This window comes from Polyangiaceae bacterium (genome assembly GCA_015075635.1).
Taxonomy (GTDB): domain Bacteria; phylum Myxococcota_A; class Polyangia; order Polyangiales; family Polyangiaceae; genus JADJKB01.
The window spans coordinates 145,174-167,549 of sequence record JABTUA010000002.1 but is presented as its reverse complement, the minus strand read 5'-3'; the positions used below and the strand labels follow the sequence as shown (position 1 = coordinate 167,549).

The 22,376-nt window shown below is 69.5% G+C and carries 19 protein-coding genes; 8 read left to right on the top strand and 11 right to left on the bottom strand.

What is annotated here, in order from left to right; translation table 11 throughout:
• The first annotated feature begins 1 nt into the window (after position 1).
• Positions 2-961 (top strand): OmpA family protein, encoded by a 960-nt coding sequence (locus HS104_17020; GenBank protein ID MBE7481669.1) that lies wholly within the window; start codon positions 2-4, stop codon positions 959-961.
• A 3-nt stretch (positions 962-964) separates the two neighbouring features.
• Here the strand turns inward: HS104_17020 and HS104_17015 are convergent, their stop codons facing one another.
• The 5 genes from HS104_17015 to HS104_16995 all read right to left on the bottom strand — a co-directional run bounded on the left by HS104_17015 (position 965) and on the right by HS104_16995 (position 5,909).
• Complete coding sequence (locus tag HS104_17015; GenBank protein ID MBE7481668.1) at positions 965-2,116, bottom strand: hypothetical protein; 1,152 nt, start codon at positions 2,114-2,116, stop codon at positions 965-967.
• Positions 2,104-3,087: a hypothetical protein gene (locus HS104_17010; GenBank protein ID MBE7481667.1), complete on the bottom strand. Its 984-nt coding sequence runs from the start codon at positions 3,085-3,087 to the stop codon at positions 2,104-2,106. The genes HS104_17015 and HS104_17010 overlap by 13 nt, the downstream gene beginning before the upstream one ends.
• A 16-nt stretch (positions 3,088-3,103) precedes the next feature.
• Positions 3,104-4,483: a serine/threonine protein kinase gene (locus tag HS104_17005; protein ID MBE7481666.1), complete on the bottom strand. Its 1,380-nt coding sequence runs from the start codon at positions 4,481-4,483 to the stop codon at positions 3,104-3,106.
• Positions 4,484-4,546: 63 nt separating this feature from the next.
• Complete coding sequence (locus tag HS104_17000) at positions 4,547-5,557, bottom strand: zinc-binding dehydrogenase (protein MBE7481665.1); 1,011 nt, start codon at positions 5,555-5,557, stop codon at positions 4,547-4,549.
• 58 nt (positions 5,558-5,615) lie between these two features.
• Entirely contained in the window at positions 5,616-5,909 is a 294-nt protein-coding gene (locus tag HS104_16995; GenBank protein ID MBE7481664.1) for a winged helix-turn-helix transcriptional regulator, read from the bottom strand.
• Between the two features lie 81 nt (positions 5,910-5,990).
• Here HS104_16995 and HS104_16990 point away from each other — a divergent pair, with 81 nt between their 5' ends.
• Positions 5,991-7,154, top strand: a complete 1,164-nt coding sequence (locus HS104_16990) for a hypothetical protein (GenBank protein ID MBE7481663.1) — start codon at positions 5,991-5,993, stop codon at positions 7,152-7,154.
• On the opposite strand, the gene HS104_16985 is transcribed toward HS104_16990, so the two are convergent.
• The 3 genes from HS104_16985 to HS104_16975 are packed head-to-tail and all read right to left on the bottom strand — an operon-like array spanning position 7,155 to position 11,941.
• Complete coding sequence (locus HS104_16985; GenBank protein MBE7481662.1) at positions 7,155-8,312, bottom strand: FAD-binding oxidoreductase; 1,158 nt, start codon at positions 8,310-8,312, stop codon at positions 7,155-7,157.
• A complete protein-coding gene (locus HS104_16980) occupies positions 8,305-10,407 on the bottom strand; it encodes an FAD-dependent oxidoreductase (protein ID MBE7481661.1) in 2,103 nt (700 codons plus the stop codon). Before HS104_16980 ends, HS104_16985 begins: the two co-directional genes overlap by 8 nt.
• The gene (locus HS104_16975) at positions 10,391-11,941 is read right to left on the bottom strand and encodes a response regulator (GenBank protein ID MBE7481660.1); all 1,551 of its coding nucleotides are present in this window, start codon (positions 11,939-11,941) and stop codon (positions 10,391-10,393) included. Before HS104_16975 ends, HS104_16980 begins: the two co-directional genes overlap by 17 nt.
• 113 nt (positions 11,942-12,054) lie before the next feature.
• Between HS104_16975 and HS104_16970 the strand changes: the two genes are divergently transcribed.
• The 6 genes from HS104_16970 (at position 12,055) to HS104_16945 (ending at position 20,991) form a co-directional block, all read left to right on the top strand.
• Positions 12,055-12,912 (top strand): hypothetical protein, encoded by an 858-nt coding sequence (locus tag HS104_16970; GenBank protein ID MBE7481659.1) that lies wholly within the window; start codon positions 12,055-12,057, stop codon positions 12,910-12,912.
• A gap of 76 nt (positions 12,913-12,988) precedes the next feature.
• Complete coding sequence (locus HS104_16965) at positions 12,989-14,743, top strand: IgGFc-binding protein (GenBank protein MBE7481658.1); 1,755 nt, start codon at positions 12,989-12,991, stop codon at positions 14,741-14,743.
• Between the two features lie 412 nt (positions 14,744-15,155).
• Complete coding sequence (locus HS104_16960) at positions 15,156-15,515, top strand: DUF559 domain-containing protein (protein MBE7481657.1); 360 nt, start codon at positions 15,156-15,158, stop codon at positions 15,513-15,515.
• Positions 15,516-15,720: 205 nt separating this feature from the next.
• Positions 15,721-17,202 (top strand): transposase, encoded by a 1,482-nt coding sequence (locus tag HS104_16955; protein ID MBE7481656.1) that lies wholly within the window; start codon positions 15,721-15,723, stop codon positions 17,200-17,202.
• A gap of 157 nt (positions 17,203-17,359) precedes the next feature.
• The gene (locus HS104_16950) at positions 17,360-19,681 is read left to right on the top strand and encodes a VWA domain-containing protein (GenBank protein ID MBE7481655.1); all 2,322 of its coding nucleotides are present in this window, start codon (positions 17,360-17,362) and stop codon (positions 19,679-19,681) included.
• Entirely contained in the window at positions 19,678-20,991 is a 1,314-nt protein-coding gene (locus HS104_16945) for a hypothetical protein (protein MBE7481654.1), read from the top strand. Before HS104_16950 ends, HS104_16945 begins: the two co-directional genes overlap by 4 nt.
• A 48-nt stretch (positions 20,992-21,039) precedes the next feature.
• Here HS104_16945 and HS104_16940 read toward each other — a convergent pair whose 3' ends face one another.
• The 3 genes from HS104_16940 to HS104_16930 form a co-directional block, all read right to left on the bottom strand.
• Positions 21,040-21,687 carry a recombinase family protein gene (locus tag HS104_16940; GenBank protein MBE7481653.1) on the bottom strand — a complete coding sequence of 216 codons (648 nt, stop codon included), beginning with the start codon at positions 21,685-21,687 and terminating at the stop codon, positions 21,040-21,042.
• 45 nt (positions 21,688-21,732) lie between these two features.
• Entirely contained in the window at positions 21,733-21,993 is a 261-nt protein-coding gene (locus tag HS104_16935; GenBank protein ID MBE7481652.1) for a hypothetical protein, read from the bottom strand.
• Positions 21,994-22,084: 91 nt separating this feature from the next.
• Complete coding sequence (locus HS104_16930; protein ID MBE7481651.1) at positions 22,085-22,372, bottom strand: hypothetical protein; 288 nt, start codon at positions 22,370-22,372, stop codon at positions 22,085-22,087.
• Positions 22,373-22,376 lie beyond the last annotated feature (4 nt).

The following is a 22,376-nucleotide window of genomic DNA, read 5'->3' as shown; positions in this document are numbered from 1 at the left end:
CATGACTCGAATTTCCAGGACCTTCGCTGGGCTGACGCTGAGCGCGGCTCTCGGCTCGCTCGCTTGTGGCACCACGTTGGCTCCGAAGGAGCTGATGGACGCGCGAGACGCCTACGATCGTGCCGCCAAGGGCCCAGCCGCGAAGCTGACTCCGGCGCAACTCGACACCGCGAAGCAGGCGCTCGACCAGGCCGAGACTTCGTTCAAGGACGACGGGGACGAAGAGGTCACCAAGACCTTGGCGTACATCGCCATGCGCAAGGCGCAGGTCGCCGCAGCACAAGGCGAGGTGGCCGCCGCGGCTCAGCGGCGCGACCAAGCAGCCCGGGATCTTCAGGCCGCTCAGCTGGCCGAAGGGGACAAGGCCAAGAAGAGCCTGGCCAAGACCAAGGCGGAGCTCGAAGAGGAGAAGCGCAAGCTGGATGCCGAGCGCAAGCAGGCCGAGGCCGACCGCAAGCTGACCGCCGCGGAGCTGGCGAAGAAGGACCAAGAGGTCAAGAAGACCCAGAAGCAGCTGGAGGAAGAGCAGAAGAAGCGCGCCGAGACCGAGAAGCGCCTGTCCGCCGCGATGGCCAGCCTGGCCGAGGTCGCGAAGATCAAGGAAGAGAAGCGCGGCGTGGTGATCACCATCTCCGGTGAGGTGCTGTTCGCTTCGGGCAAGTACGAGCTCTTGCCGATCGCGAAGTCGAAGCTCGACGACGTGGCGAAGGCGCTGAAGGAGCAGGGATTCAAGGCGATCTTGGTCGAGGGGCACACGGACTCGCGCGGCACCGCCAAGAAGAACGAGGAGCTTTCGTTCCAGCGCGCCGACGCGGTGCGCGCCTACCTGGTGTCGCAGGGGATCCCCTCGGACAAGATCAAGGCCACCGGCATCGGGCCCTCGCGGCCCATCGCGACGAACGACACGGCCGAAGGGCGCGCGAACAACCGGCGCGTCGAGCTCATCGTCACGCCGGAGTGAGGCTCAGCCGCCGTCGGCCGGCGCGCAGGTGTCCACCGCGGGGTCGGCGCCGGGGGGGCAGAGCTCCGGCTCGGGGGGAGTGTGCGCTTCGCCGAGCTTCACCTCGACGCCGTTGAAGCCGACGCCGACGCTCATGGCGTTGCAGCCGCTGCCCGCAGGAGTGCCGGGCAAGAGCGCCTCCGCCGAGGCGCAGACCCACGGCTTGATCTGCTGCGAGTAGGTCGAGATGTTCGCGCAGAGCGGGAATCCCAGGAGCGCCTGCGTGAACTTGGGCATCAGCCGCAGCATTTCGTCCGCCGCCGTGATGCCCGCGATCATGCCGCCCGAGAGCGTCCACTTGCCGTCCTGGCCGAGCTGGAGCTGGCCGGTGACGATCGCGTCCTGCAAGTCGAAGAAGGCGGTGGTGAGCGGGATCTTCGCCGTCGGGAAGCGCGCCACCAGGACGCGACCGGTCACGTAGGCCTTCTCGTCCACGAACTTGAGCGGCTCGCTCGAGCCCGTCGATTTCGAGAGCACCGGCCAGGTGTCGGAGCCGTCGAACTCCGGAGCGAAGGCTCCACTGGGCGCCAGGTTCGCCGGCAGCGCCACGTACCACTCGACGGTGACCTGCTCGTCGTCGTAGCCAGCGACCCAGTCCAGGACGCGCAAGATCAGCAGCGGGGAGAACTTCCCGCTCTTGACACCCGCCGTCGCGATGGCGCTGGTCAGCGGTGGATCTTGTTGCCCGAGCACCGACCACTGGTCTCCGACCATGGCGCAAGTGGCGTTGTCTTCGCCCTTCGGTCCGTCCGTGGGGTCGCCACCCTGCTGCGGCTGGCACGGCGGTGGATCACCACGATTCGCGCACAACCCGTCGAGGTCGTAGCCGATGCTCGGCGGTTTGGTCCCCTTGTCCGTGGTCTCTTCGCCGAAGATCACGTCCTTCGCGATCACCCACACGTCGGCGTCGCCGCCGCTGTTGGTCAGCGCGGGCGGCGGCGGTGGGCGGGCGAGCGCGCACTTGCCCGAGTCTGCGTCTGGCGCACCCGAGTCTGCGCTGCCTGTCTCGATGGGCGCGACGTCGTCGAAGTCCGCGCCGATCACCGCCTCGCAGGCGCCGCCGCCGGTGAGCAGGCCGGCGGCCAAGAGGGCGCGCGACGGAGTCAGAAGGCCCACGGTCCTCCCACGGTGAGCAGGCCGCCCCCGGGTGCCACCCCCGCGCCCACGCGGATGGGCTCGCCCTTGGCGGACACGATCAGGTACACGCCCAGGCCGGTGACGACCGCGCCGGCGGCGAAGGTCGCCGTGCTGATGGTCGCGAAGGTCTTGCCGCGGTCCGCGGCGTCCAGCCCTTCGCTGTCGCAGCGCTGCTTTCCGCCGACCGTGGCGCAGCGGTCGTCCATGGTCTGCTTCTGCCTCAGCGCGAAGTAGCCGGTGACCGCGCTCACCGCGAGCGTTGCGGCACCTGCCCCCGTCACCAGATACCCGAGCGTGCGATCTGGCGCTCGGTGCATCACGCGGTCCGCCGCCGGCACCGGCGTGACCGCCGCCACCGGGGGCGCCTTGGGCTCGAGCTCCTCCGTGGCGGAGCCGTCGGCTTCCCCGGCCTCCACCACGAGCTTCTCGGTTGCGCCTTCGGCCAGCGACACCTTGTAGCGCCGCGGCTTCCTGCCCGGGGCGGTCACCTCGATCTCGAGCTCCCCCGTGTCCACCGGGAGCGCGACGCCGAAGGCCGCGCGCCCGAGCTTCACGCCGCCGCGCTTGACCTCGATCCCGTCCGGCGCTCCGGCTGCGAGCTCGATGCTCAAGCGCGGCATGCGCTGCTCGATGTCCTTGGCACGGGCCAGCACCATAGGGCGGCGGGAGTCCCCAGCTGGAAGTGAGCGCAACGCTTCCTGCCAGCTCTCCCAGGCGCGCGCGAGCCGGCCGAGCTTCTCCTGACACGCCGCCAGGTTGATCAGCGTGCCCGCTCCCGGATCCAGCCGCTGGCTCTCGGCGAACTTCTGGCAAGCGCTCTCGTAGTTGCCGGCGTCGAACGCCCTGCGGCCCTCCTGGAACAGAGTCTCCGCGGCGGCGGCGTCCACGGTCTGGGCCCGCGCGGAGGAACACACCACCAACGTGGCCGAGAGCCCCACGACGCCGCGCATGCGCACAGGATACTGGTTACTTGCGCTGCTGGAAGATGTCGACGGCTGGACTGGCGGATGGCGCGGCCTTGGCGGGCCTCGGCGCGGCTTTTGTCGATGTTCTTGCGGCCCCCGGGGAGCTCGAGGCGGACGCTGGCGGAGCCGCGCTGGGCTCGGCGCTCGGCGGCACGGTCAGCGCCGGCTCGGGTCGCGCCGGCTCGGGCAGCGGGACCGCAGTGCTGGCGGCGGGCACGCCCTCCGCCGCGGCGGCTCGCGCTGGAGCGCCGCTCTCGTTGCCCCTCGATGCGAAGAGCCCGACGCTCGCCACGGCGATCACCGCCAGCGCAGCGACGGCCGCGACTAGTCGGCCTCGCGACCCCGGCGCGGGCGCGGCCCGCGGCACGCTCGAACCCTGCGACACCGGACGTGCGGTGCTGGAGCCGGTGTCCGGAGCCGCCACCGTCGGCGCGTCCGGGTGCACGCTGCGCGACTGGCGTACGCGCACGTTCACGCGCGGCGCTTCGCGGATCGGGCTGCCCACCTCGGCTTCGTACGCGCGCGCGATGGCGTCGCGCATCGAGCGCGCGTCCGGGTAACGCTCGTCGCGCTCGTAGCGGAGCGCCTTGTCCACGATGCGGGCCACCTCCGCCGGCAGCCCGCTCGCGTGCTCGGCGATGGGTGGAGCGGGCGCCGTCATCGCCAGCATGAGCTGCTCGTTCACTGTGTCTGCCTCGTGGACGTGGCGGCCGGTGAGCGCCGCGAACATCGTGGCGCCCATCCCGAACACGTCGCTCCGCGCATCCACCCAGTCGCTGCGTCCGCGTGCCTGCTCCGGCGGCATGAAACCCGGCGTTCCAAGCGCCTTGTCGTGGCCCGTCGCGCTCTTGCCCAGGTGCAGCTCTTGCAGCCGAGCAATGCCGAAATCCAGGACCTTCACTCCGCTCTCGACGTCGACGAACAGGTTTCCCGGCTTGATGTCGCGGTGGACGATGCCCTGCTCGTGCGCGGCGACCAGGACGTCGAGCGCCTGGTGCGCGATCACCAACATCTCCTCCCAGGGCAGGTTCCCCTGGCGAGCCCAGCGCTGCTCGAGCGTCTCGCCGTTCAGGAGCTCCATCACCAGGAACACGGTGCCGTCCTCGTCCGTGTCGTCGTCGAGGATGGACACCGCGCCCGGGTGCCCGACCTTGTTCGCCAGGTACCCTTCACGCAGGAAGCGAGCCTTGACGTCGGACAGGAGCGCGACCTCCGGCCGCAGCACCTTCACAGCGGCGCGCTTGCCGTTGCGGTGGGTGGCGGCATAGACCGCAGCCATGCCGCCCACGCCCAGGAGCTCGTCGAGGCGCCACTTGCCCCGGAGCACGCGGCCCAGCCGAGTCTCGGCCTCCGCGATCTGAGCCTTGTCGGCGTCCCCCATCGGAACCTGGATTATTGGCGCGATCCGCCGCGCCCACAAGCCCGGGCTCCGCCGCTTCGGAGATCACCACTCCAGCAGCACTTTGCCGGTGGCCTGGCGCGTCTCGAGATAGCGGTGCGCCTCCGCGGCGTCGCTCGCCGCGAACACCTTGCCGACGTGGGGCTCGAGCCGCATTCCGCCGGCGTTCTCCAGCGCGCCGGTCAGTCGTTCGACCCACTTCGGGTCTCTGAGCACGTGCAGCGCGTTCAGGCCGAACACGCCAATGTTCTTGTTCAACATCTCCAGCACGGAGAGCCGTGGGGTCTGCACCACCGCGGTGGCCAGGCGCAGAAAATCTCGCCGTCCGTCCTTCACGCCCGAGTTCAGGCCCATGCAGACCATGCGACCGGTCAGGCCCAGGCGCGGCAGCTGGCGCCGGATCTCCTTGCCGCCGGAGGCCTGGAGGATGAAGTCGAAGTTGGTGATGCTCTCGTCGGCGAAGAGCTCGTCGCGTGTGTATGGAGTCGCGCCCAGGCTGGCGATGTAGTCCTTCTTCGCCGCCGTCGTGGTCAGCCCCACCACCTCGGCGCCCAGGTGCTTCGCCATCTGCACGGCGATGGTCCCGACCCCACCCGTCGCGCACTCGATGAGCACGCGGTCACCGGCGCGGACTCGCCCCATCTCCACGAGCGCGAGGTGCGCCGTGAAGAAGCTCACGGGGAGCGCTGCGGCGCCGCGCAGGTCGGTGTTCTCGGGCAAGGGGAACGCCTGAATGGCTGGGATGGTGACCTCGGAAGCGTAGCCGCCGAAGTAGGTGCCAGCGACGACCGGATCGCCTACCTTGAAGCGCGACACGCTCTTGCCGACGCGCGCGACGGTGCCGCTCACCTCGTAGCCCGGAACGAACGGACGCTTTGGTGCGTCGGGGTAGAAGCCGAGCCGCATCTGGATGTCGGCGAAGTTGACGCCCGAGTACTTGACGGCGATCGCCACGTCGTCGTCGCCCACGGGCTCGAGCGGGCGCGCGCTCCGGGCCAGCACCTTGGCGGGACCGTACTTCTCGATGGCAATCACGTCGCGTTGGATCTGGGTCATCTTTGGTTCTCCTATAATTTGACAAGTATCGAAGTGTCAGTGCAAAAAAAGGGGCGCTTCAGCGCTCGGCCTCGAACACGGCGCGCAGCGCCTGCATGGCCTCGGGCTGGATGGTGCAGACCAGCTGCTTGCCTTCCCGTGCGGTCTGGATGAGCCCGGCGTCCTCCAGCTCCTTCACGTGGTGGCTCACGGTGGGCGCGCCGATATTCAGGTTCTTCAGCACGGTGGCCAGGAAACAGTCGTGCATGCGGCCTTTGGCCAGGTCGAGCCGGCTCTCCTCCAGCAGGTTCAGGAAGAGCTGGAGCCGATTCTCGTTCGCCAGGGCCTTGAACGCCCGGCTCAACTTCTTCACGTCGCGTTCTCGAGGCACCCGGCATCAATACGACAGTTGTCGAAGTGTGTCAATGGGCGGGTCGCGCTACCCTCGAAGGGCATGGCGCGGACGCGGGATGCAGCCGTGGCGTTGATCGGGACGGCACTCCTGGTCGGCTGCGCTGCCTTCGATGGCGCCGAGGAGCTGCTCGCCGACGACGGACTCGACGGCGGCAAGGGCTCCTGCGCCGACGGCGCCGCTGCCTGCCCCGGGATCGACGGAGGGACCTTTCCGGGCAGCGGCAGTAGCGGCGGGCAAGCCGGGAGCGGCGGCTGGCCGAGCAGCGGCGGCGGCGCGGCGGGCGGCGGCGGCTCGCCGGGCGGTGGCGGCACGCCAGGCGGTGGTGGTACGCCGGGAGGTGGCGGCACGCCGGGCGGTGGCGGCGGCTCACCCGGCGGCGGTGGCTCACCCGGTGGCGGTGGCTCACCCGGTGGCGGCGGCGGCGGTGGCACCCCGCAGTGCCAGACCAGCGCCGACTGCGCCGACGGCAACCCGTGTACGAACGAGAGCTGCACCTCCGGCGTCTGCAACAAGAGCTTCGTCGTGAGCGGCACCGCTTGCGACAACGCAACGGTGTGCGACGGGGTCGCGAAGTGTGACGGCAAGGGCAACTGTTTGCCCGGGACGCCGCCGCAGCAGGACGACGGCAACGCCTGCACGGTGGACTCGTGCGACCCGGTCACGGGGGTCAAGCACAGCGCCGTCAACGTGAACGACAACGACGCCTGCACCACCGACACTTGCAACACGCAGACCGGACAGATCACCCACACGCCGGTGAACATCGACGACGGCAACTCGTGCACCATCGACTCGTGCGATCCGAAGACTGGCGTCAAGCACCAGACCATGCAGTCGATCACCCAGTGCGGCCTGTCGTGCCCCAGCGGCTATCACCCGACGAGCTATGGCTGTAGCCTGAGCTGCGGATCGAGCTGCATCTCGAACAACCAGGCGAGCTGCGCGCCCAACTGCGGCAACAGCTTCTCGACCTGCGGCCTGTCGTGCCCGAGCGGCTACCACCCGACGAGCTACGGCTGCAGCCTGAGCTGCGGGTCGAGCTGCATCTCCAACAACCAGGCGAGCTGCGCCGTGAACGGCACGCAGTTCACCCAGTGCGGTCTGAGCTGCCCTGCGGGTTACTCGGTGATCTCGACGGGCTGCAGCCTGAGCTGCGGGTCGAGCTGCATCTCCAACAACCAGGCGACCTGCAAGAAGGTGTGATCAGCGCAGCCGCTCGGCGGGGCCGAAGGACCGCGCCGGCGAGAGCTCCGCGAGCACGCGGCGATCGGCATCGGTGCTCTGCCCCAGCAGCGCCCGCGCGGCGAGCTCTCCCACGGCGGGGCCGAGCATGAAGCCTTGCCCGCACATGCCTGCTGCCAGGAAGAGGCCCGGGACCTTCGGCGAGAAGCCCACGAACGGCGAGCCGTCGGGGGTCATCGGGTAGAGCCCGCGCCAGGTGCGGCGCACGCGCAGCCCGGCGAGGCGCGGCATCGCGGCAACCAGGCGGGCGGCGGCCAGGGGCAAGAAGCGGCTGGTCTCGCGGGTGTCGTCGCCCCACTCGAGCGGGGACGGCGTCAGGCAGAACACCAGCCGACCACTGGCGTGCTGGAAGAAGTACACGTTCGCGGAGCCCGGACCGGGCCGGATGTCCACCACCAGCGGCGCCAGGAACGGCGCCACCGGCTCGGTGATGCCGGCCTCGTGCGCGTCCGGGCGCACGGGCAGCGCTTCGCCCCAGCTCGCCGCGAGCTGGCGCGCCCACGCTCCGGCCGCGTGGAGCACCGCCCGCGTCGCGTAGCGCGCTCGATCGGTTCGCACGGCCACCACTCGATCGCCGTCGAGCTCGAGGCCGGTGACGGGCTCGTCGAAGTGGAAGCTGACCCCGGCGCGCTGGGCGTGAGCGCGAAACGCCTCCAGCGCCAGCAGGGGAGAGCAGTGGCCATCTCCCGGCGAGTGAGTCCCGCCGAGCAGGTCCCGCGGCTCGAGATCCGGCACCACCTCGAGCAGCTCCTTCGCGTCGAGCCAGCGGATGTCGAGGCCGAGCGCGCGCTGCGCCTCCGCCACCTCGCGCAAGGTCTGGGCTTCCGCCGGGCGCCAGGCGCCGAACACGTAGCCACCCTGGCGCCACTCGATGTCGTCGCCGCGCTGCTCGCGCCAGCGGGAGAAGATCTCGAGCGAGCGCAGGCAAAGCAGGACCTTCGCGGGTTGGGAGTGCGTGGCGCGCACGCCGCCGATGGCGGCTTTGTTGGAGCCGTGCCCGACGCCGTGGCGCGCGTCGAGCACCAGCACCCGAGCGCCGAGCTCCGCCAGGGCGAGCGCTGCCGGCGTGCCGACGCTGCCGGCGCCGATCACCACGGCATCGAAGCTCGGCTCAGGCACCGCCGCGCTCCGGGCCGGACTTGGCGTCGGCGAGGGCGCCCAGGCGAACCTCGAACAGCGGCGGTCGGTGGCGAGGCTCCACCACCTCTGTGACCGCCACGCCTGCGTCGCAGAGCAGGCGCTGCACCAACGGCCAGCACGTGCGCGCCCCGCAGGCGCCCATGCCGACGCGGGTGAGCACCTTGAGCACGTGCACGTCGTGCTCACCGGCGCGAACGCGGGCGCGGAGCTCGTCGGCGCTGACGCGTTCGCAACGGCACACGATGGCCTCGGGCGCCGGCTGCGGCACGAAGCGCTCGGGCTCGCCCTCCGCGGGCCAACCCCCGACGCGGACCCCGGCCACGCGCTGCGCGAGGTCGCGCGGCGCGCGCACGCGGATCGCCAGGGTGTGATCCGAGACCTTCGCGTCGCGCACGCGCACCACCTCGAGCTCGCCGAGCACGTGACCGTCGATGTCCAGCGCGGTGACCTTGCTGCCCGGACCGATCTCGGCTCGAGGCATCTCGAACGGCACGATCACCGTCGGGTGCTCGGGGTCGTGGCGATAGTCCACGAGGGTGACCGCCTGCCCGGGGCAGATGGTCACGCACTTCTCGCAGCCCACGCAGGGGCGGCCGAGCGCGTCGCCGACGAACCGCGGGAGGTGCCGGATGTCCTCGGGATCGATCACCAGCCCGCCTTGCTTGCAGACCGAGGCGCAGGGGTCGCAGGGGATCTCCTGGACGCAGTGGATCACCGGGACCACGCCGGCTTCCGGCGCGCCCTGCTCGCTGCCGCGTGGACCCGGGCGCGACCCGTGCACGATCAGCGAGCGCCGCCAGGCCTCCGGAACGTCTTCGGAGAGCAGGCCGACGGCGCGCGCCGCTTCGAGCGCGGCGATGCGGCCCGAAAACAGCGCCGCCGAAGCCTCCGCGACCTGGGCGGCGTCGCCGGCGGCGAAGACGCTGAAGCCGAGCTCGGAGGCCTTGCGAAACAGCTCGTTCTCCGGCTCCAGGCCCACCGCCAGGAGCACCGCGTCGCAGGCGATGGAGCGCTCCGTCCCGGGCAGCGGGTGACCGGCCTCGTCCACGCGAGCGACGCTCGCGCCCTCGACCGAGTCGCGGCCGTGCGCCGCGAGCAGCGTGTGCGAGGTGAGCACCTCCACGCCCAGCCGCGCGAGCTTGTCGTGGTGCACGGCGTAGCCACCGCACTCGGGCAGCGCCTCGATCAGCGCGGCCACGCGCACACCCGCTTGAAGCGCCTGGTACGCCACGATGAGCCCCACGTTGCCGCCGCCCACCACCAGCACCCGCTCGGCGGGCAGCACCCGGTCGCGGTTCATCAACGTCTGGAACGCCCCCGCTCCCATCACACCCGGCAGCGTGTTGCCCGGGAACGACAGCGAGCGCTCGCGAGCCCCGGTGGCGACCACGAGCGCGCGTGGTCGCACCAACACGTAGCTCCCGCGCTCGCCGCCGTGCAAGACGCCGACCACGCCGTCGCTGAACGCGCCGACCGCGGGGCTCTCGGTCCAGACGCGGACCGTCGGCTGCTCGCGCACCTCGCGCTCGAGCCGCGCGGCGATGTCGAAACCCCGAGTCCCGGCGTGCACTGCGTTGAACGAGCCGAAGAAGCGGTGCGTCTGAAGCACCAGCTTGCCGCCCAGGATGGGCTTGTCGTCGATCAACAGCGCGTCGATGCCCCGCTCGCCGAGCTCCTTCGCCGCGGAGAGCCCGGCGGGTCCGCCGCCCACGATCAAGACGTCGACGGCCAGCTCTTCCAGCGCGTGCGCTGACGTGGCCCCCGAGTCCTTCGGTAGCTCGGGCAAGCCGTCGGCCGGCTCGACCCGCATGCCTTCCCGCGCACGGGTCACGCAGGCCTTCTCGGGCCTTCCGTCCACCAGCACCAGACACTGCGCGCACTGCCCATTCGCGCAGAACAGGCTCTGCGCCGCGCCGTCCTTCGGGTGGTGCCCGAGCACGCGCTCGCCCGCCGCCCAGAGCGCCGACGACAGGGGCTCGCCGTCATGCGCGGGCAGGCTCCTGCCGCGCCATGAGATGGAAATCTCCGTCGCCGCCAGCGCAGGCAAGACCGGGTGGTCAGTCAGCCGCGGCATCTTCGGCGCCTCGGTCCAGGACCTCTCGGACGCGGGTCACGAGCTCAGTGGCAGTGAACGGCTTCTCGAGCAGCTCCACCGGGCCATCGCCGTCCCCCGGCGGCAGCGCCTCGTCGCGCGTGTAGCCGGACATGAACAGCACGGGCACGCCGATCCCTTCGGCGCGCAGCGCTCGGACCAGCTCGGGTCCGTTCATGCGGGGCATGACCACGTCGGTCACCAGGAGGTCGACGTCGCCGCGCCGCGCCAAACAGCGCTCGAGCGCCTGGGCTCCGTCGCTGGCCAGCTCGACCCGGTAGCCCCGCGCGGTGAGCGCGCGCACCACGACCTTCGCGACGGTCTCGTCGTCTTCGGCCACCAGGATGCGCTCGTCGCCGCCGCGCACCGGACGCGGCACCGCGGGGGGTTCGGGCGTCGCCGGCACGCCCTGCCGCAGCGGCAGGTAGACCTTCACCGTCGAGCCGTGGCCCACGCTGCTGTCGATGCGCAGCCCGCCGCCGCTCTGCTTGGCGATGCCATACACGGTGGACAGCCCGAGCCCGGTGCCGCGTCCCACGTCCTTGGTGGTGAAGAAGGGATCGATGGCGTGAGCCAGCACTTCGTCGCTCATGCCGTGCCCGGTGTCCGTGACGGAGAGCAGGGCGTACCGTCCCGGGTCGAGCTGCTCGACGGCGCCGATGCTGTCCTTCGCGATGCTCACCGGCTTGAGGCCGACGGTGATGGTGCCCCCGTTGGGCATGGCGTCCCGAGCGTTGGTCACCAGGTTGACGACGACTTGCTCGATGTGGCCGCGGGAGCTGCCCGTGAGCAACGGCTCGGGGTGGGACTCGATCACGAGGCGCACGTTCTCGCCGATCAGGCGCTCCAGCATGCGGTGCACGTCCCGGAGCACGGGGACCAGGTCGATGAGCTCGGCCGGGCTGTCTTGGGGCCGGCTGAAGAGCAGGAGCTGGCGGACCAGCGCGGCGCCGCGCCGGCCGGCCTTCACCATTTCTTCGACGAACACCACGAGCTCGGGCCGGTCCTGGAGCTTCCGCTGCAACAGCTCTCCGTTGCCCATGATGGCCACGAGCAGGTTGTTGAAGTCGTGCGCGATGCCGCCGGTGAGCTGGCCGATGATCTCCATCTTCTGGGAGTGCCGGAGCTGCTCCTCCAGGCGCTTGCGGTCGGTGATGTCGCGCCACACCACGTGCAGGATCCGCTTGTCGTCGCGCTGCACGGCGGTCAGGAGGACCTCGACCGGGAACACCTCGCCGTCGAAGCGGACGTGATCCCACTCGAAGCGATGGCTCCCGCGCTCGAAGGCGGTGGCCATCATCTCGTTGGCCTTCTCGAAGGAGCTCCTGCCGTCCGGCTGCCTCGGAGGGGACAGCTCCGAAGGGTGGGTGCGGAGCAGGTCCTCCTTGTTCTGGTAGCGCAGCATCGCGACCGTCGCGGCGTTGCAGTCCACGAAGCGGTTGTCCTCGATGATGAGGATGGCGTCCGCCGAGCGCTCGAAGAGCTCGCGATAGGGGTCCGGGCCTGAGTCCTTCACGGCGTGTCCACCGCCCAGGCGCCAGCTTCCCCCAGGCGCCGACCCCTGACAACGCGTCGCGCAGAAACTTCCGCCCGGACTTCCACGCGCGCGCCACCAGAGCAGGGAAGTCGATGAAAGCGGCCACAATCGCCTTGGTTTCCCTCGCCTGCAGCGCCTGTGCCGCCGGTGCCGGCGGGGGCTCGAGCCCAAGCTCGGATGCAGGTGCCTGGCCGACGCCAGGCCTCGGCGGCGCCGATGGCGGTGCGGCGGGAGGAGCCGCTGGTGGCGCGCCCGGGGGAGCCGGTGGCGGCGCGGCGGGCACGCCGGGCTCGGCGGGCGCCAGCGGCGTGCTCTCGATCGAGGTCGTCGCCGGCAACCACCAGATGGTGCCGGAGATGTACCCCGCGGGTGAGCCGATGCTGGTCGAGGTGCGCGCCGGTGGAGTGCCCGCGCCCAACGTCGCGCTTTCCTGGAAGGTCAGCGAGGGCTGGGGGAACCTCGGCAAGCTCGAGACCATCACCGACGCGAGCGGGCGCAGCGAGAACAACTTCGTCGGCAATTACGTGCCGCCGAACGTGTCGTTCACGCGGCAAAAGATCACGGTCGCGACCGGCGCGACCAGCGCCGAGCTCCGCATGACCACCTGCGACACGGGCACGGGACCTCCGACCATGCCGCTGGCGGTGCTCGAGGCGCCGGAGCAGAAGCACGCCGGCAGCGCCAAGGCGGGCACGATCTTGCCGGGAGCGGTGAAGGTGCGCGTGGTCAATCAGGCCGGTCCCTACGTGGGCAGCGCGCTCCCCGAAATCGGCGTCTGGCTGGACGGTCCGGCTGGCATCCAGTGCAAGGGCGGAGTCGTGTTGACCGACGACAAGGGTCTGGCGAGCTGCGACCTCGAGGTCGGTGCCCAGCCGGGATCACACACTTTCAGCGTGAAGATCGGCGGCGCGGTGAAGTTCGACGGCGTCCAGCTCGACGTCGTGCCCTAGTCTCCTCGCCCCGGCGATGTCAGAATTTCCCGCCCGTTCACCCCGCGGGCCGTCACCAGAGTGGGGAGAGCGCACCATGAAGACCTTGCACAAGCTCGGGATGCTGGTTCCAACCCTGATCGCGGCGGCCTGGGGCTGCTCCGCGACGGACGACGTCGTCGCCACCGGCGATCCGAACGCGGACAGCGGCGTGGGCGGCGCGGCGGGCAGCGGCGGCGCCACGGGCGGCACCGGCAATGCCGGCGGCAGCGACGCGGGCATCGACGTGAACGTCACGGACGCCCCGGTGACCGAGACCTGCGAGGCCGCCGCGCAGGCCGGCAGCACCTACGGCTGCGAGTACTTCGCGCTCCAGGTGGACACCATCAACGATCCCACCGGCGGCTACGGCCTGCCCGGCGCCTGCTACGCCGTGTTCGTCGCGAACCGCGGCCTCGGCCCCGTGAAGATCGACGTCGATCGCGCCGGCCAGCAGTTCACCAACACCGACTTCATCCGCATCCCGAAGGGCCAAGGCAAGGACATCACCTACGCGCCCTACGACGCGGCGAACGGTCTGCCTCCGAACGAGGTCGCCATTCTGTTCCTGTCCGAGGGCAACCCGCCCAAGAACATGAACTGCCCCGTCCCGACCGCGCTCAAGGCCGACACGGCGGTGCACGGCAGCGGGCTCGGCAAGGCCTTCCACATCAAGACCAGCGCGCCGGTCTCGGCCTACCAGATCTTCCCCTACGGCGGCGGCGCCGTGGCCGCGACCAGCGCCGCGCTGCTCCTGCCCACCAGCGCCTGGGACGGCAACTACGTCGCCATCAACGCCTACAAGCAGAGCGCGGTGCACCCGAAGTACGCGATGCCGTCCCTCGACATCGTCGCCCAGGAGGACGACACCACGGTGAAGATCAAGCCCGTGGCCGCCATCGAGCCGGGCGTGAACGTGAGCGCCACCGCCGCCGGGCAGGTCGCCGAGTACAAGCTCCAGCGCGGCGAATACGTGCAGTTCACCCAGGGCGCCGAGCTCACCGGCAGCGCCATCCAGGCCGACAAGCCCATCGGTGTGTTCGGCGGCGCCACCTGCATCAACGTGCCCGCGGACAAGGAGGCCTGCGACACCGCGCAGCAGCAGCTCCTGCCCGTGAAGCAGCTCGGCAGCGAATACGTCGCCGTGCGCCACAAGCCGCGCCGCCAGGGCTTCGATCCGGTGGACGAGGTCGTCCCCTGGCGCATCGTCGGCGCGGTGGACGGCACCACGCTGAGCTACACCCCCGCCGCCCCCGCCGGCGCGCCCACCACCTTGAAGCAAGGCGAGGTCGTCGAGTTCTGGAGCAAGGAGGCCTTCACGGTGAAGAGCCAGGACTCGAGCCACCCGTTCTACGTCGGCGCCTACATGACCGGCGGCAACGACTTCCTGGGCGAAGGCGATCCGGAGTGGGTCAACGTCGTCCCGGTCGGGCAGTATCTCGACTCTTACGTGTTCTTCACCGACCCGACCTACCCCGAGACCTCCCTGGTGGTCGTGCGCCAGAAGGATCAGTCCGGCGCGTTCCAGGACGTGGAGCTCGAGTGCCTGGGCACGCTCGGCGACTGGAAGCCCCTGGGCGACTACGAGTACACGCACACGACGCTGGTCACCGGCGCCTTCCAGGGCCAGGGCAACTGCTCGAACGGCCGCCAGTCGATGCAGAGCAAGGCGCCCTTCACCGCCACCGTCTGGGGCTGGGGCTCGGTGACCTTCGGCCCGAGCGACGTGTACACCGCGTACGTGTCGTACGCGTACCCAGCGGGGATGGGGACGAAGCTGATCAATACGGTCGAGATCCCGGTGGTGAAGTAGGTGCCCCCACTCGCGGCGCTGCGCGCCGCGGTCTCCCCCTTACGCGGCAGCGCGCGCCGGCTCACGTCTTGCCAAGACCACCGGCGCCCTGCCGATGGCGCGCGCTGCGCGCGTGGGGGAGACGCGTCGCTCCGAGACTGGCGCATCACTGTGACTCGAGGGCAGGCGACGCTCCGAGCTCGTGTCCGCTCGCTTCGATGACGGCGTCGTGAGCTTCCGCGCCGCTGGCTCCTGCCGGCACCGCGGCCGGGCTCTGCCCAGGTGGCGCACGAGTCGCGCCAGCCGCTGTGGCTTCACGCCGCGTTTTCCCGAGGTCGCCGCGCCGAGGCGCATCGCGAGGACCGAGGCGGCTGTCACGCCTCCTGCGCCGTGGGTGGGCAAAGCCCGGCCGCGGTGCCGGACAGGAGGCGCCATGTCTTGGAAGACCACTCACTCGCAAGTCATCGAAGCTCGGGCGCGCGCCATGCGCTTTGCGCAGACGCCCACGGAGGAGGCGCTGTGGCGGGAGCTGCGTGGCGGGAAGCTGGGCGCGGTCGTCCGACGTCAGTACGTCGTCGGCCGGTACATCGCGGACTTCGCCGTGCCCTCCGTGCGCGTCGTGATTGAGGTCGATGGCGCGTACCACGCCAGCCGGCGTGCGGCCGATGCGCGCCGGGACCGGGAGCTTGGTCGCCGCGGGTGGCGGGTGTTGCGGCTGCCGGCGGAGCTCGTTGCCCGGGACCTCGGGGAAGCGGTCGCGCGCGTGCGCGCGGTGCTCGGCAGCGATGGGTGACGGTGGCACCCCGCCGGGTGTCACGAAGCGCGTCGATCGCCACCTGAGTTCGCCACTTCGCCACCTTGTGAGCGAGCGAAACAGCGGGGTTTTGGGTTCACCTGGCTGGCACGCCGCTCGCTGAGGCGGCAGTGGCGTGGGCCACCCTGCACATGCGCTCGCACAGCCCGAGCGCTCGCGCTTCCGCCACCGGCCGGAGAGGACCGTGCTCTACCAGACGGTGGCGGAGCACTGGCCGGCGTTCCTCGAGCGCGCGGAGGAGCACGGCGGACTGCCGCGCTTCGTGGTGAAGGAGTTCGAGGAGTACCTTCGCTGCGGGCGTCTCGAGCACGGGTGTCTGCATCTGGTCTGTCGCGAGTGCGGCTACTCCGAGCTCGTCGCCTTCTCCTGCAAACAGCGCGGATTCTGCCCCTCCTGCCTCGGTCGGCGGATGGCGGACACCGCCGTCCACTTGGAGCAGAGCGTCCTGCCGCGCGTGCCCATTCGCCATTGGATCTGCTCACTGCCCTGGGGACTGCGAGCCTTGCTCGGCTACGACCGGAAGCTCTGCGCCGAGGTGGTGAGCGCGTTCATGGCAGAGGTGGACCGCTCACTGCGCTGGCGAGCGAAGCGCCAGCTCGGGCTAGCGAGCGTCGCAGACGCGCACACGGGCGGCGTGGCCGCGGTGCAGAGGACGGACAGCGCGCTGCGCCTGAACGTCCACTTCCACTCGCTGGTGCTCGACGGCGTTTACGTTCACGAGAACGACGACCCGCGCTCGCCGCTCGAGTTTCGCGAGCTCGACACGCCCACGCGAACCGACATCGCCGAGGTGGCCGCGCGCACCGCCGCTCGCGTCGAGAAGCTCCTCCGAGCGCACGGCAAGAGCCTCGACCCCGAGCTCGTCGAGGACACGCCACCAGAGCTCGCCCTCGACGAGCCTGGCCTGGCCGCCTGCTACGCCGCCGCCGCGCAGGGCCTCTCCGTGAGCGGCGACCGCGCTGGCCAGCCGCCGCTTCGCCTCATCGCCTCGCCCGACCCACCCGCGCGCCCCCGCGCCGTCGATGCGACCGACCAGCCCATCGCAGAGGTGCGCGGTATCAACATCCACGCCGTGCAGGTCGTGGACGGGCGGGACCGCCGTCGCGTGGAGCGGCTCTGCAAGTACATCACGCGCCCCCCCGTCGCGCAGGACCGCCTCGAGCGCCGCGCGGACGGCAAGCTCGAGCTGACGTTCAAGAAGGTGTGGCGCGACGGCACGCGAGCGCTCGTGTTCGAGCCAGCTGACCTCATCCCGCGGCTCGTCGCTGCTGTGCCCCCGCCGCGATTCCACTTGCTCCGGTACTTCGGCGTACTCTCGAGCCACTCCTCGCGCCGGCGTCTCGTCGTGCCCACGCCCGCGCTCGACGACGCGACCGCGAACAAGCCCCCGCCTGCTCGCGGCGATCAGCTCGAGCTGATCGGCGACACGGACGACGCGCCCGCACCCCGAAAGCGGTGGGCCTGGCTCCTCGCTCACGTCTTCGCCGCCGACGTGGAGACCTGCCCGCGCTGCTCGGGGCCCATGCGCTGGGCCGAGGTCGCCAACACCCGCGCCCAGATCACCCGCCTGCTCGCGGAGCATGGCCTCGGCCCGAGGGCCCCGCCTGCGACCCGTGTCGGCGTTAGCGTGCCCGAGCAGTTGATGTTGGGGTTCGGGAAGGAGTGAGACGTCGGTGAGCGCCTCGCCGAAGGCGGAGCTGTGCCCTGCGCAGCCGGCGACGCGGAGAATCTCTGCCGAGCTGCGTCGGACGCCCGCCGCGCGAGGGTTCGCGGGCAGCACTCGACCCGAGCTCCGCCGCCGCGTATCTTGGACTCGGTGGGTTTTGACAGATGGAAACTCCTACGCGCGCGAGAAAGCGAGCTTCTATTCCGCCATCCAGGGGATCTCCGCAGGCGGGCAGACGAGCATCGGCGATGCTTTGTATGAATCGCAGTCGATCCTGGCCAAGGCCTTCGATCATGACGACGCCTGGAAGTTGTTCGATCGGCAGACCATCGTACTGCTCTCGGACGGAATGAACTCGGCTGCTGCGCAGCCGGTGGACTACTACGGGGCCGCACTCGGCGGAGTTCCGACGAAGGACGACGATGGTCCTTGGTTCGCGCTGAGTCCGCTACATCGCCCGACGCGTTTGGGCCACAAGCTCCCTACGCCGGTGATCTCCGGAATCGCGATAGGCCAAGATGCCGACCTAACCGAGCTCGATCATCTCGCGCACCTCACCGGCGGGACCGTGCTGTACGCTCCGGCGGCGCCGCTCTTCTCTGCTCTCGTGGTCGATCAGGCAGATGCTCAGTTCCATGCGTACGCGGTTGGGGCGGGCTACGACCGCGTGCAGAGCGCCCGAGTGCCGCCCGGGGGTTCCCCAATTCAAGTCTCGGTCGAGCCAGGTGTGGTTGAGCTCAGAGTGAACCTCGTAAGCGGGGAGGAAAACGCTGCGCTGGCGGTGTTGACATCGCCCAACGGTGCAACCGTGGCGCCGACAGACGTCGCGCCCCAGGGCCAGTCGACAAGCTTCCGAGTGTTCGGCCCTGACCCCGGCACCTGGACGGTCCAGAGCGTCCCTGGCGGAGACCCCGCCGTAACGTCAACCTTCGTCGAGTCGGTCGTGCGCAGTCCGGTGCAGCTGTTTGCCACATTTGGGCCTCAGGATCGCCTGCCTCTTTCGGAGGGCGGCACGCCCGATCCGGACGAACTCGACGCTTGGGTCGGCTCGGACTTGTTCTTGCGGGCTGCGGTGTTTGAGGAAACGGCCGTCCGGGCATGCACGGTTCGCGCGACACTGCAGCGACCCGACGGCTCGAGCGCGGAGCTCGTGCTTCGCGATGACGGTACGCACGGGGACGAATCCACGAACGATGGGGTCTTCGGGGTTCGATACGCCCAGACCGCCCAGCCTGGTCTCTACACCGCAAAGCTTCGCGCGCGGTGCACGCTCGGCTCCGGCTTCGAGGTGTCCAGGGAGAAGTTGCTGGGCGTAACCCTAAACCGGCTCCCCGACTTGGATGCCGATGGACTGCCAGACCGATGGCAGGCGCGCCACGCGGTCTCGGATCCGAGCGCGGACACAGACGCGGACGGCTTATCGAACGCGTTGGAGCTCGAGCACGGCACCGACCCAAACCTGAGCGACACCGATGGCGGGGGCGAAGCCGATGGGTCCGAAGTCGCGGCCGGCCGCGACCCGCGCGAGGCGGTCGACGACGGTACCGACGCGCCGGAGCTGATTCCCGTTCCGGGGAACGGCGTAGTGTACCTGCCGAGCGCGATGACCACGGACGGACACGTCCTGGTTGTCGAACGCGGCGCGTCGCTCAACGGACCGTTCGATCGAATCCCGCCTGATTCGAGATCTGGCAACTGGTACGCGGTCGACGGAACCGTCCTCAACGACGAGACCTACTGTTACCGCATGCGCGCCGAGCTGGGGGCGATCCGGAGCGGTTGGTCGGCTCCGGCATGCACGCGTCCGCGGCTCGATCCAGTCCCGCCGACCGTGCAGGTGAGCGTCGCACCACGGCTGACGCACACCCGCGACGTCACCGTGGAGGTTCGCCTCACCGATCCAGCATCTCTGAGCGATGGCATCGTTGTACCAGTTGATCTGGGAGCGTTCACCAGCGGCGTCGAGGCCATGCGCGTTTGGTTCGATCCGGACTCGCGGGATGCTGTGCAGTGGCGACCGCCAGCCGAGCAACTCCAACTCAGACTTCCCGATCAGCCTTTCACAGTGATCAGGATCCAGTCTCGAGACTACGCGGGCAACCTGAGCGAGCCCGTCAGCGTGTGGATCGCCCGTCCTCTTGCTAGCGCGCTCGACCGGGCCATTGCCAGCGAAGAGCGCGCAGAGGACGCAATCGAGGCCAGCGACCTCGACGGCGCGCGCTCTCACGTTCTGGCTTCGCTACCTGAGATCTCGGCAGCGCTCGCGGCGAGCGTGAAGCGCCTGGCCGAACCAGGCTGCGACAAGGAAGTCGAGACGAGCATTCTCACGCGCCTCGCCAAGATTCACGGTCTGAAGGTGGCTGCCATCGCCCTGCTGAAGCCGCAGACAATTCATCTGGCCCGCGTGACGCTTGAGACTGCACTGAAGCTCGAGCTCGAAGTCGCCGGGCTAGCGGACGAAAAGGAGATCCGCCCTTGAGGGCGGCGCTGGGAGTGCTTGTCTTCGCAGTCGCCTGCGGTCCCGAAGACGAGCAACACGGAAACGGCAGCGGAACAGGCGGGGCTGGCAGTCAGGGTGGAGCCGCGGGATGCGTGGATGTGGCCTTTCGCACAAGCGATTTCGCCGACGCGAAGAAGTGGCTGCCCAAAGGAGACGTCGTTCGCGGAGGGCTGTGGGCCACGGCCACCGCGATGAGCTTCGCTTGGATTGCCTACCGGTTTTACCCTGAAGGCACCCCAGGTCAGTTCCTGGACGACACTGTGCCATGGCTCGCGCTTCACACGCTGAACCCCGAAAATGGCGCGGTCGTCTCGCAGCGAGTCGAGGCACTCATGCCGGAGGGCAGCCTTTCGACAAATTCGGTTATCACGTCCTTCGCGGGGCGAAAGGACGGTACTTTCGCTGTCGGCTTTGACTACGTTGAAGGCACTGAGCATCCTCAACGCGTCGCGCTCGGCAACATCGACTCTCCGGGGCTGAGCAAGTACCTTGTCCCTAGCGCCTCGGGCTCGGTAGCGGCCCAAACGTTTGCGGCTTGGGACGGCGAGTCGTTTGCGCTCCACGGCTACGGCACGCCGCCACAGTTCAGCTTGAAGTTGGCACGAGTGAACGACGCCGGTGAAGTGGTGCTGCCGTTTACCCAGTATGGCATCGCGTCGAATGTGCCGCCGCCAGTCTTCTCTCATCGAACCTCGACGAACCCGGAGAGCGGGCGGTCCTACTCCGCCGACGCAAGCGGGAGCGCGTTCCTTTCAGGCCATCTGCGCGACGGGACACCGCTACCTAAGACAGGTGGCGGCAATAAGGTCGTCAAGGCCAGCGGGCAGAGCACGGAGGTTGCCAATATGGCCGTGGTGTCTGCAGACTCCGATGGCGCGTGGCTGATGTGGCAGCAGAACATCGATGCCGCAGGGACATTGGGTCTCGTCGTTCAGCGCGTCGACCTGAACGGCGACGCCACCGGCGACGCCGGCATCATTCCCATCTTTCCTGTCGACGCCGAGGACGGCATCTGGCGTTGGGCCATTCTCTCGCACGGCGCATCGGCGACGATCATCGCAGCGTCGGATCGCTCCTTCTACCGGTTCGAGTACGACGGCAAGAAGGTGTCCTCGCCCGTGCTCTTCGTCGGTCCGGGCGAGCCCTACTCATTCGATCCCCGAGATATCGAGGTGATCCAGGCGCATGGGGACCTTTGGGTCAGCTATCTGAGCGGCTTCGACCTGCGTCTGCTCAAGGTCAAGAGTGGATGCCACTACCCCGCCAAACACGCCGGTCCGGAGCCATGAAGCAACGCTGCCTACGACATGGAAGGCGGCTCTTGTCCCAAAAGCAGACTACTGGGCCGAGGGGGGCTCGGAGGGCAGCTCCGACGAGTTCGAGAGCTGCTCGACGAGCCCACCATTCTGGGACGCCAACGCCCTGCCGACGGTGGAGCGTGGGACCTTGAGCGCCATAGCGATCTCTCGGACGCTGCGGCCGTCTGCTTGCATCGCGGCAGCTCGGGCTACCTCGTCTCGTGCCATGCGCCTCGGGCGGCCCCAGCGCCCGCCAGCGGCCTCCACGCGCTCCCTCGCAGCGGCGATGCGCTCGTTGATCGCGATGCGCTCCATCTTCGCCGCCCAGGCCATGACGGCCAACACGACCTCGGCGGCCGGGCCGTTCAGGTCGAAGCCATCGGCGACGCTCACGAGGTCCACGCCGTGGCCCCGCAGCTCCTCGATCAGCTCAAAAGTGTCCCGAATCCCTGAGCGGGTCAGGCGGTCGAGCCGGAACACGTAGAGCCGGCGCAGGTGGCCGGCACGCGCGTCAGCGCGAAGGCGCTGGAGCTCGGCGCGGGCCATGGTCTTGCCGGACAGCTTCTCCGCGTACCACGTGATGACGGCGTCGCCCCGAGCGGAGGCGGCCCGCTCGATGGCGGCGCGCTGGGTCGCGTGGTCCTGGCTCTTGGAGCTGACCCGAAGGTAGGCGGCGGACTCGGGCATTTTCGGCTGGGATTCGGCTCTTTCGTCCCCTGGGCGAGTGTCGATCTACTCGTCCTCGTCGTCCTCGTCCTCGTCGGGGTCGTCGTCGTCGTCACCGAGGTCGTCTTCATCGTCGTCGTCCCCGTCGTCCCCGTCGTCGTCGTCGTCCTCGTCGTCCTCGTCGTCGTCGTCGTCCTCGTCGTCCTCGTCGTCCTCGTCGTCTTCGAGGTCCTCGTCGTCGACCTCCTCGTCGTCGAAGTTGTCGACGAACTCGCTCGGCTCCACCAGCTTGTAGATGTCGCTGTAGCTGTACTCTCGCTCACCCATGGTCTGCACCTCTGCAGGCTTGCATCTAACCACTCGGACGTGGGGGTCAACGTGCGCGGGACAAGCATCGAGCTCACGCACGCGCTCGTGATCATCGGTCGACGGGTTCGACTACCTCGAGCGGGTCCGCTTCGGCAGCGGCGACACCATGCGCCGTCAGCTCGAAGACGAGTTCACCGAACGCATTTCGCCCCAATTTCTTCGCCAGTCCAGCACGCTCGAGTTGCGCGAGCATCGCGCCCGCGCCGGTGCGCTTTCGTCCGGTGCTCGAATCGAGCACCTGCTCGGTGAAGCACGGCAACGTGAATGTTTTTCCGCACGAGATCGCGGCTCTGCACCACCGATGTTCGCTCGCGGACGGTGTGTCGTGCATGGTCATCGTC

What these genes read in the sequence shown, in the direction of transcription:
- HS104_16930 (MBE7481651.1), bottom strand. Translation starts at nt 22,372, where the DNA reads ATGACCATGCACGACACACCGTCCGCGAGCGAACATCGGTGGTGCAGA.
- HS104_16990 (MBE7481663.1), top strand. Translation starts at nt 5,991, where the DNA reads ATGGCGCGGACGCGGGATGCAGCCGTGGCGTTGATCGGGACGGCACTC.
- HS104_16935 (MBE7481652.1), bottom strand. Translation starts at nt 21,993, where the DNA reads ATGGGTGAGCGAGAGTACAGCTACAGCGACATCTACAAGCTGGTGGAG.
- HS104_16980 (MBE7481661.1), bottom strand. Translation starts at nt 10,407, where the DNA reads ATGCCGCGGCTGACTGACCACCCGGTCTTGCCTGCGCTGGCGGCGACG.
- HS104_17005 (MBE7481666.1), bottom strand. Translation starts at nt 4,483, where the DNA reads ATGGGGGACGCCGACAAGGCTCAGATCGCGGAGGCCGAGACTCGGCTG.
- HS104_17020 (MBE7481669.1), top strand. Translation starts at nt 2, where the DNA reads ATGACTCGAATTTCCAGGACCTTCGCTGGGCTGACGCTGAGCGCGGCT.
- HS104_16965 (MBE7481658.1), top strand. Translation starts at nt 12,989, where the DNA reads ATGAAGACCTTGCACAAGCTCGGGATGCTGGTTCCAACCCTGATCGCG.
- HS104_17000 (MBE7481665.1), bottom strand. Translation starts at nt 5,557, where the DNA reads ATGACCCAGATCCAACGCGACGTGATTGCCATCGAGAAGTACGGTCCC.
- HS104_16960 (MBE7481657.1), top strand. Translation starts at nt 15,156, where the DNA reads ATGTCTTGGAAGACCACTCACTCGCAAGTCATCGAAGCTCGGGCGCGC.
- HS104_16970 (MBE7481659.1), top strand. Translation starts at nt 12,055, where the DNA reads ATGAAAGCGGCCACAATCGCCTTGGTTTCCCTCGCCTGCAGCGCCTGT.
- HS104_16940 (MBE7481653.1), bottom strand. Translation starts at nt 21,687, where the DNA reads ATGCCCGAGTCCGCCGCCTACCTTCGGGTCAGCTCCAAGAGCCAGGAC.
- HS104_17010 (MBE7481667.1), bottom strand. Translation starts at nt 3,087, where the DNA reads ATGCGCGGCGTCGTGGGGCTCTCGGCCACGTTGGTGGTGTGTTCCTCC.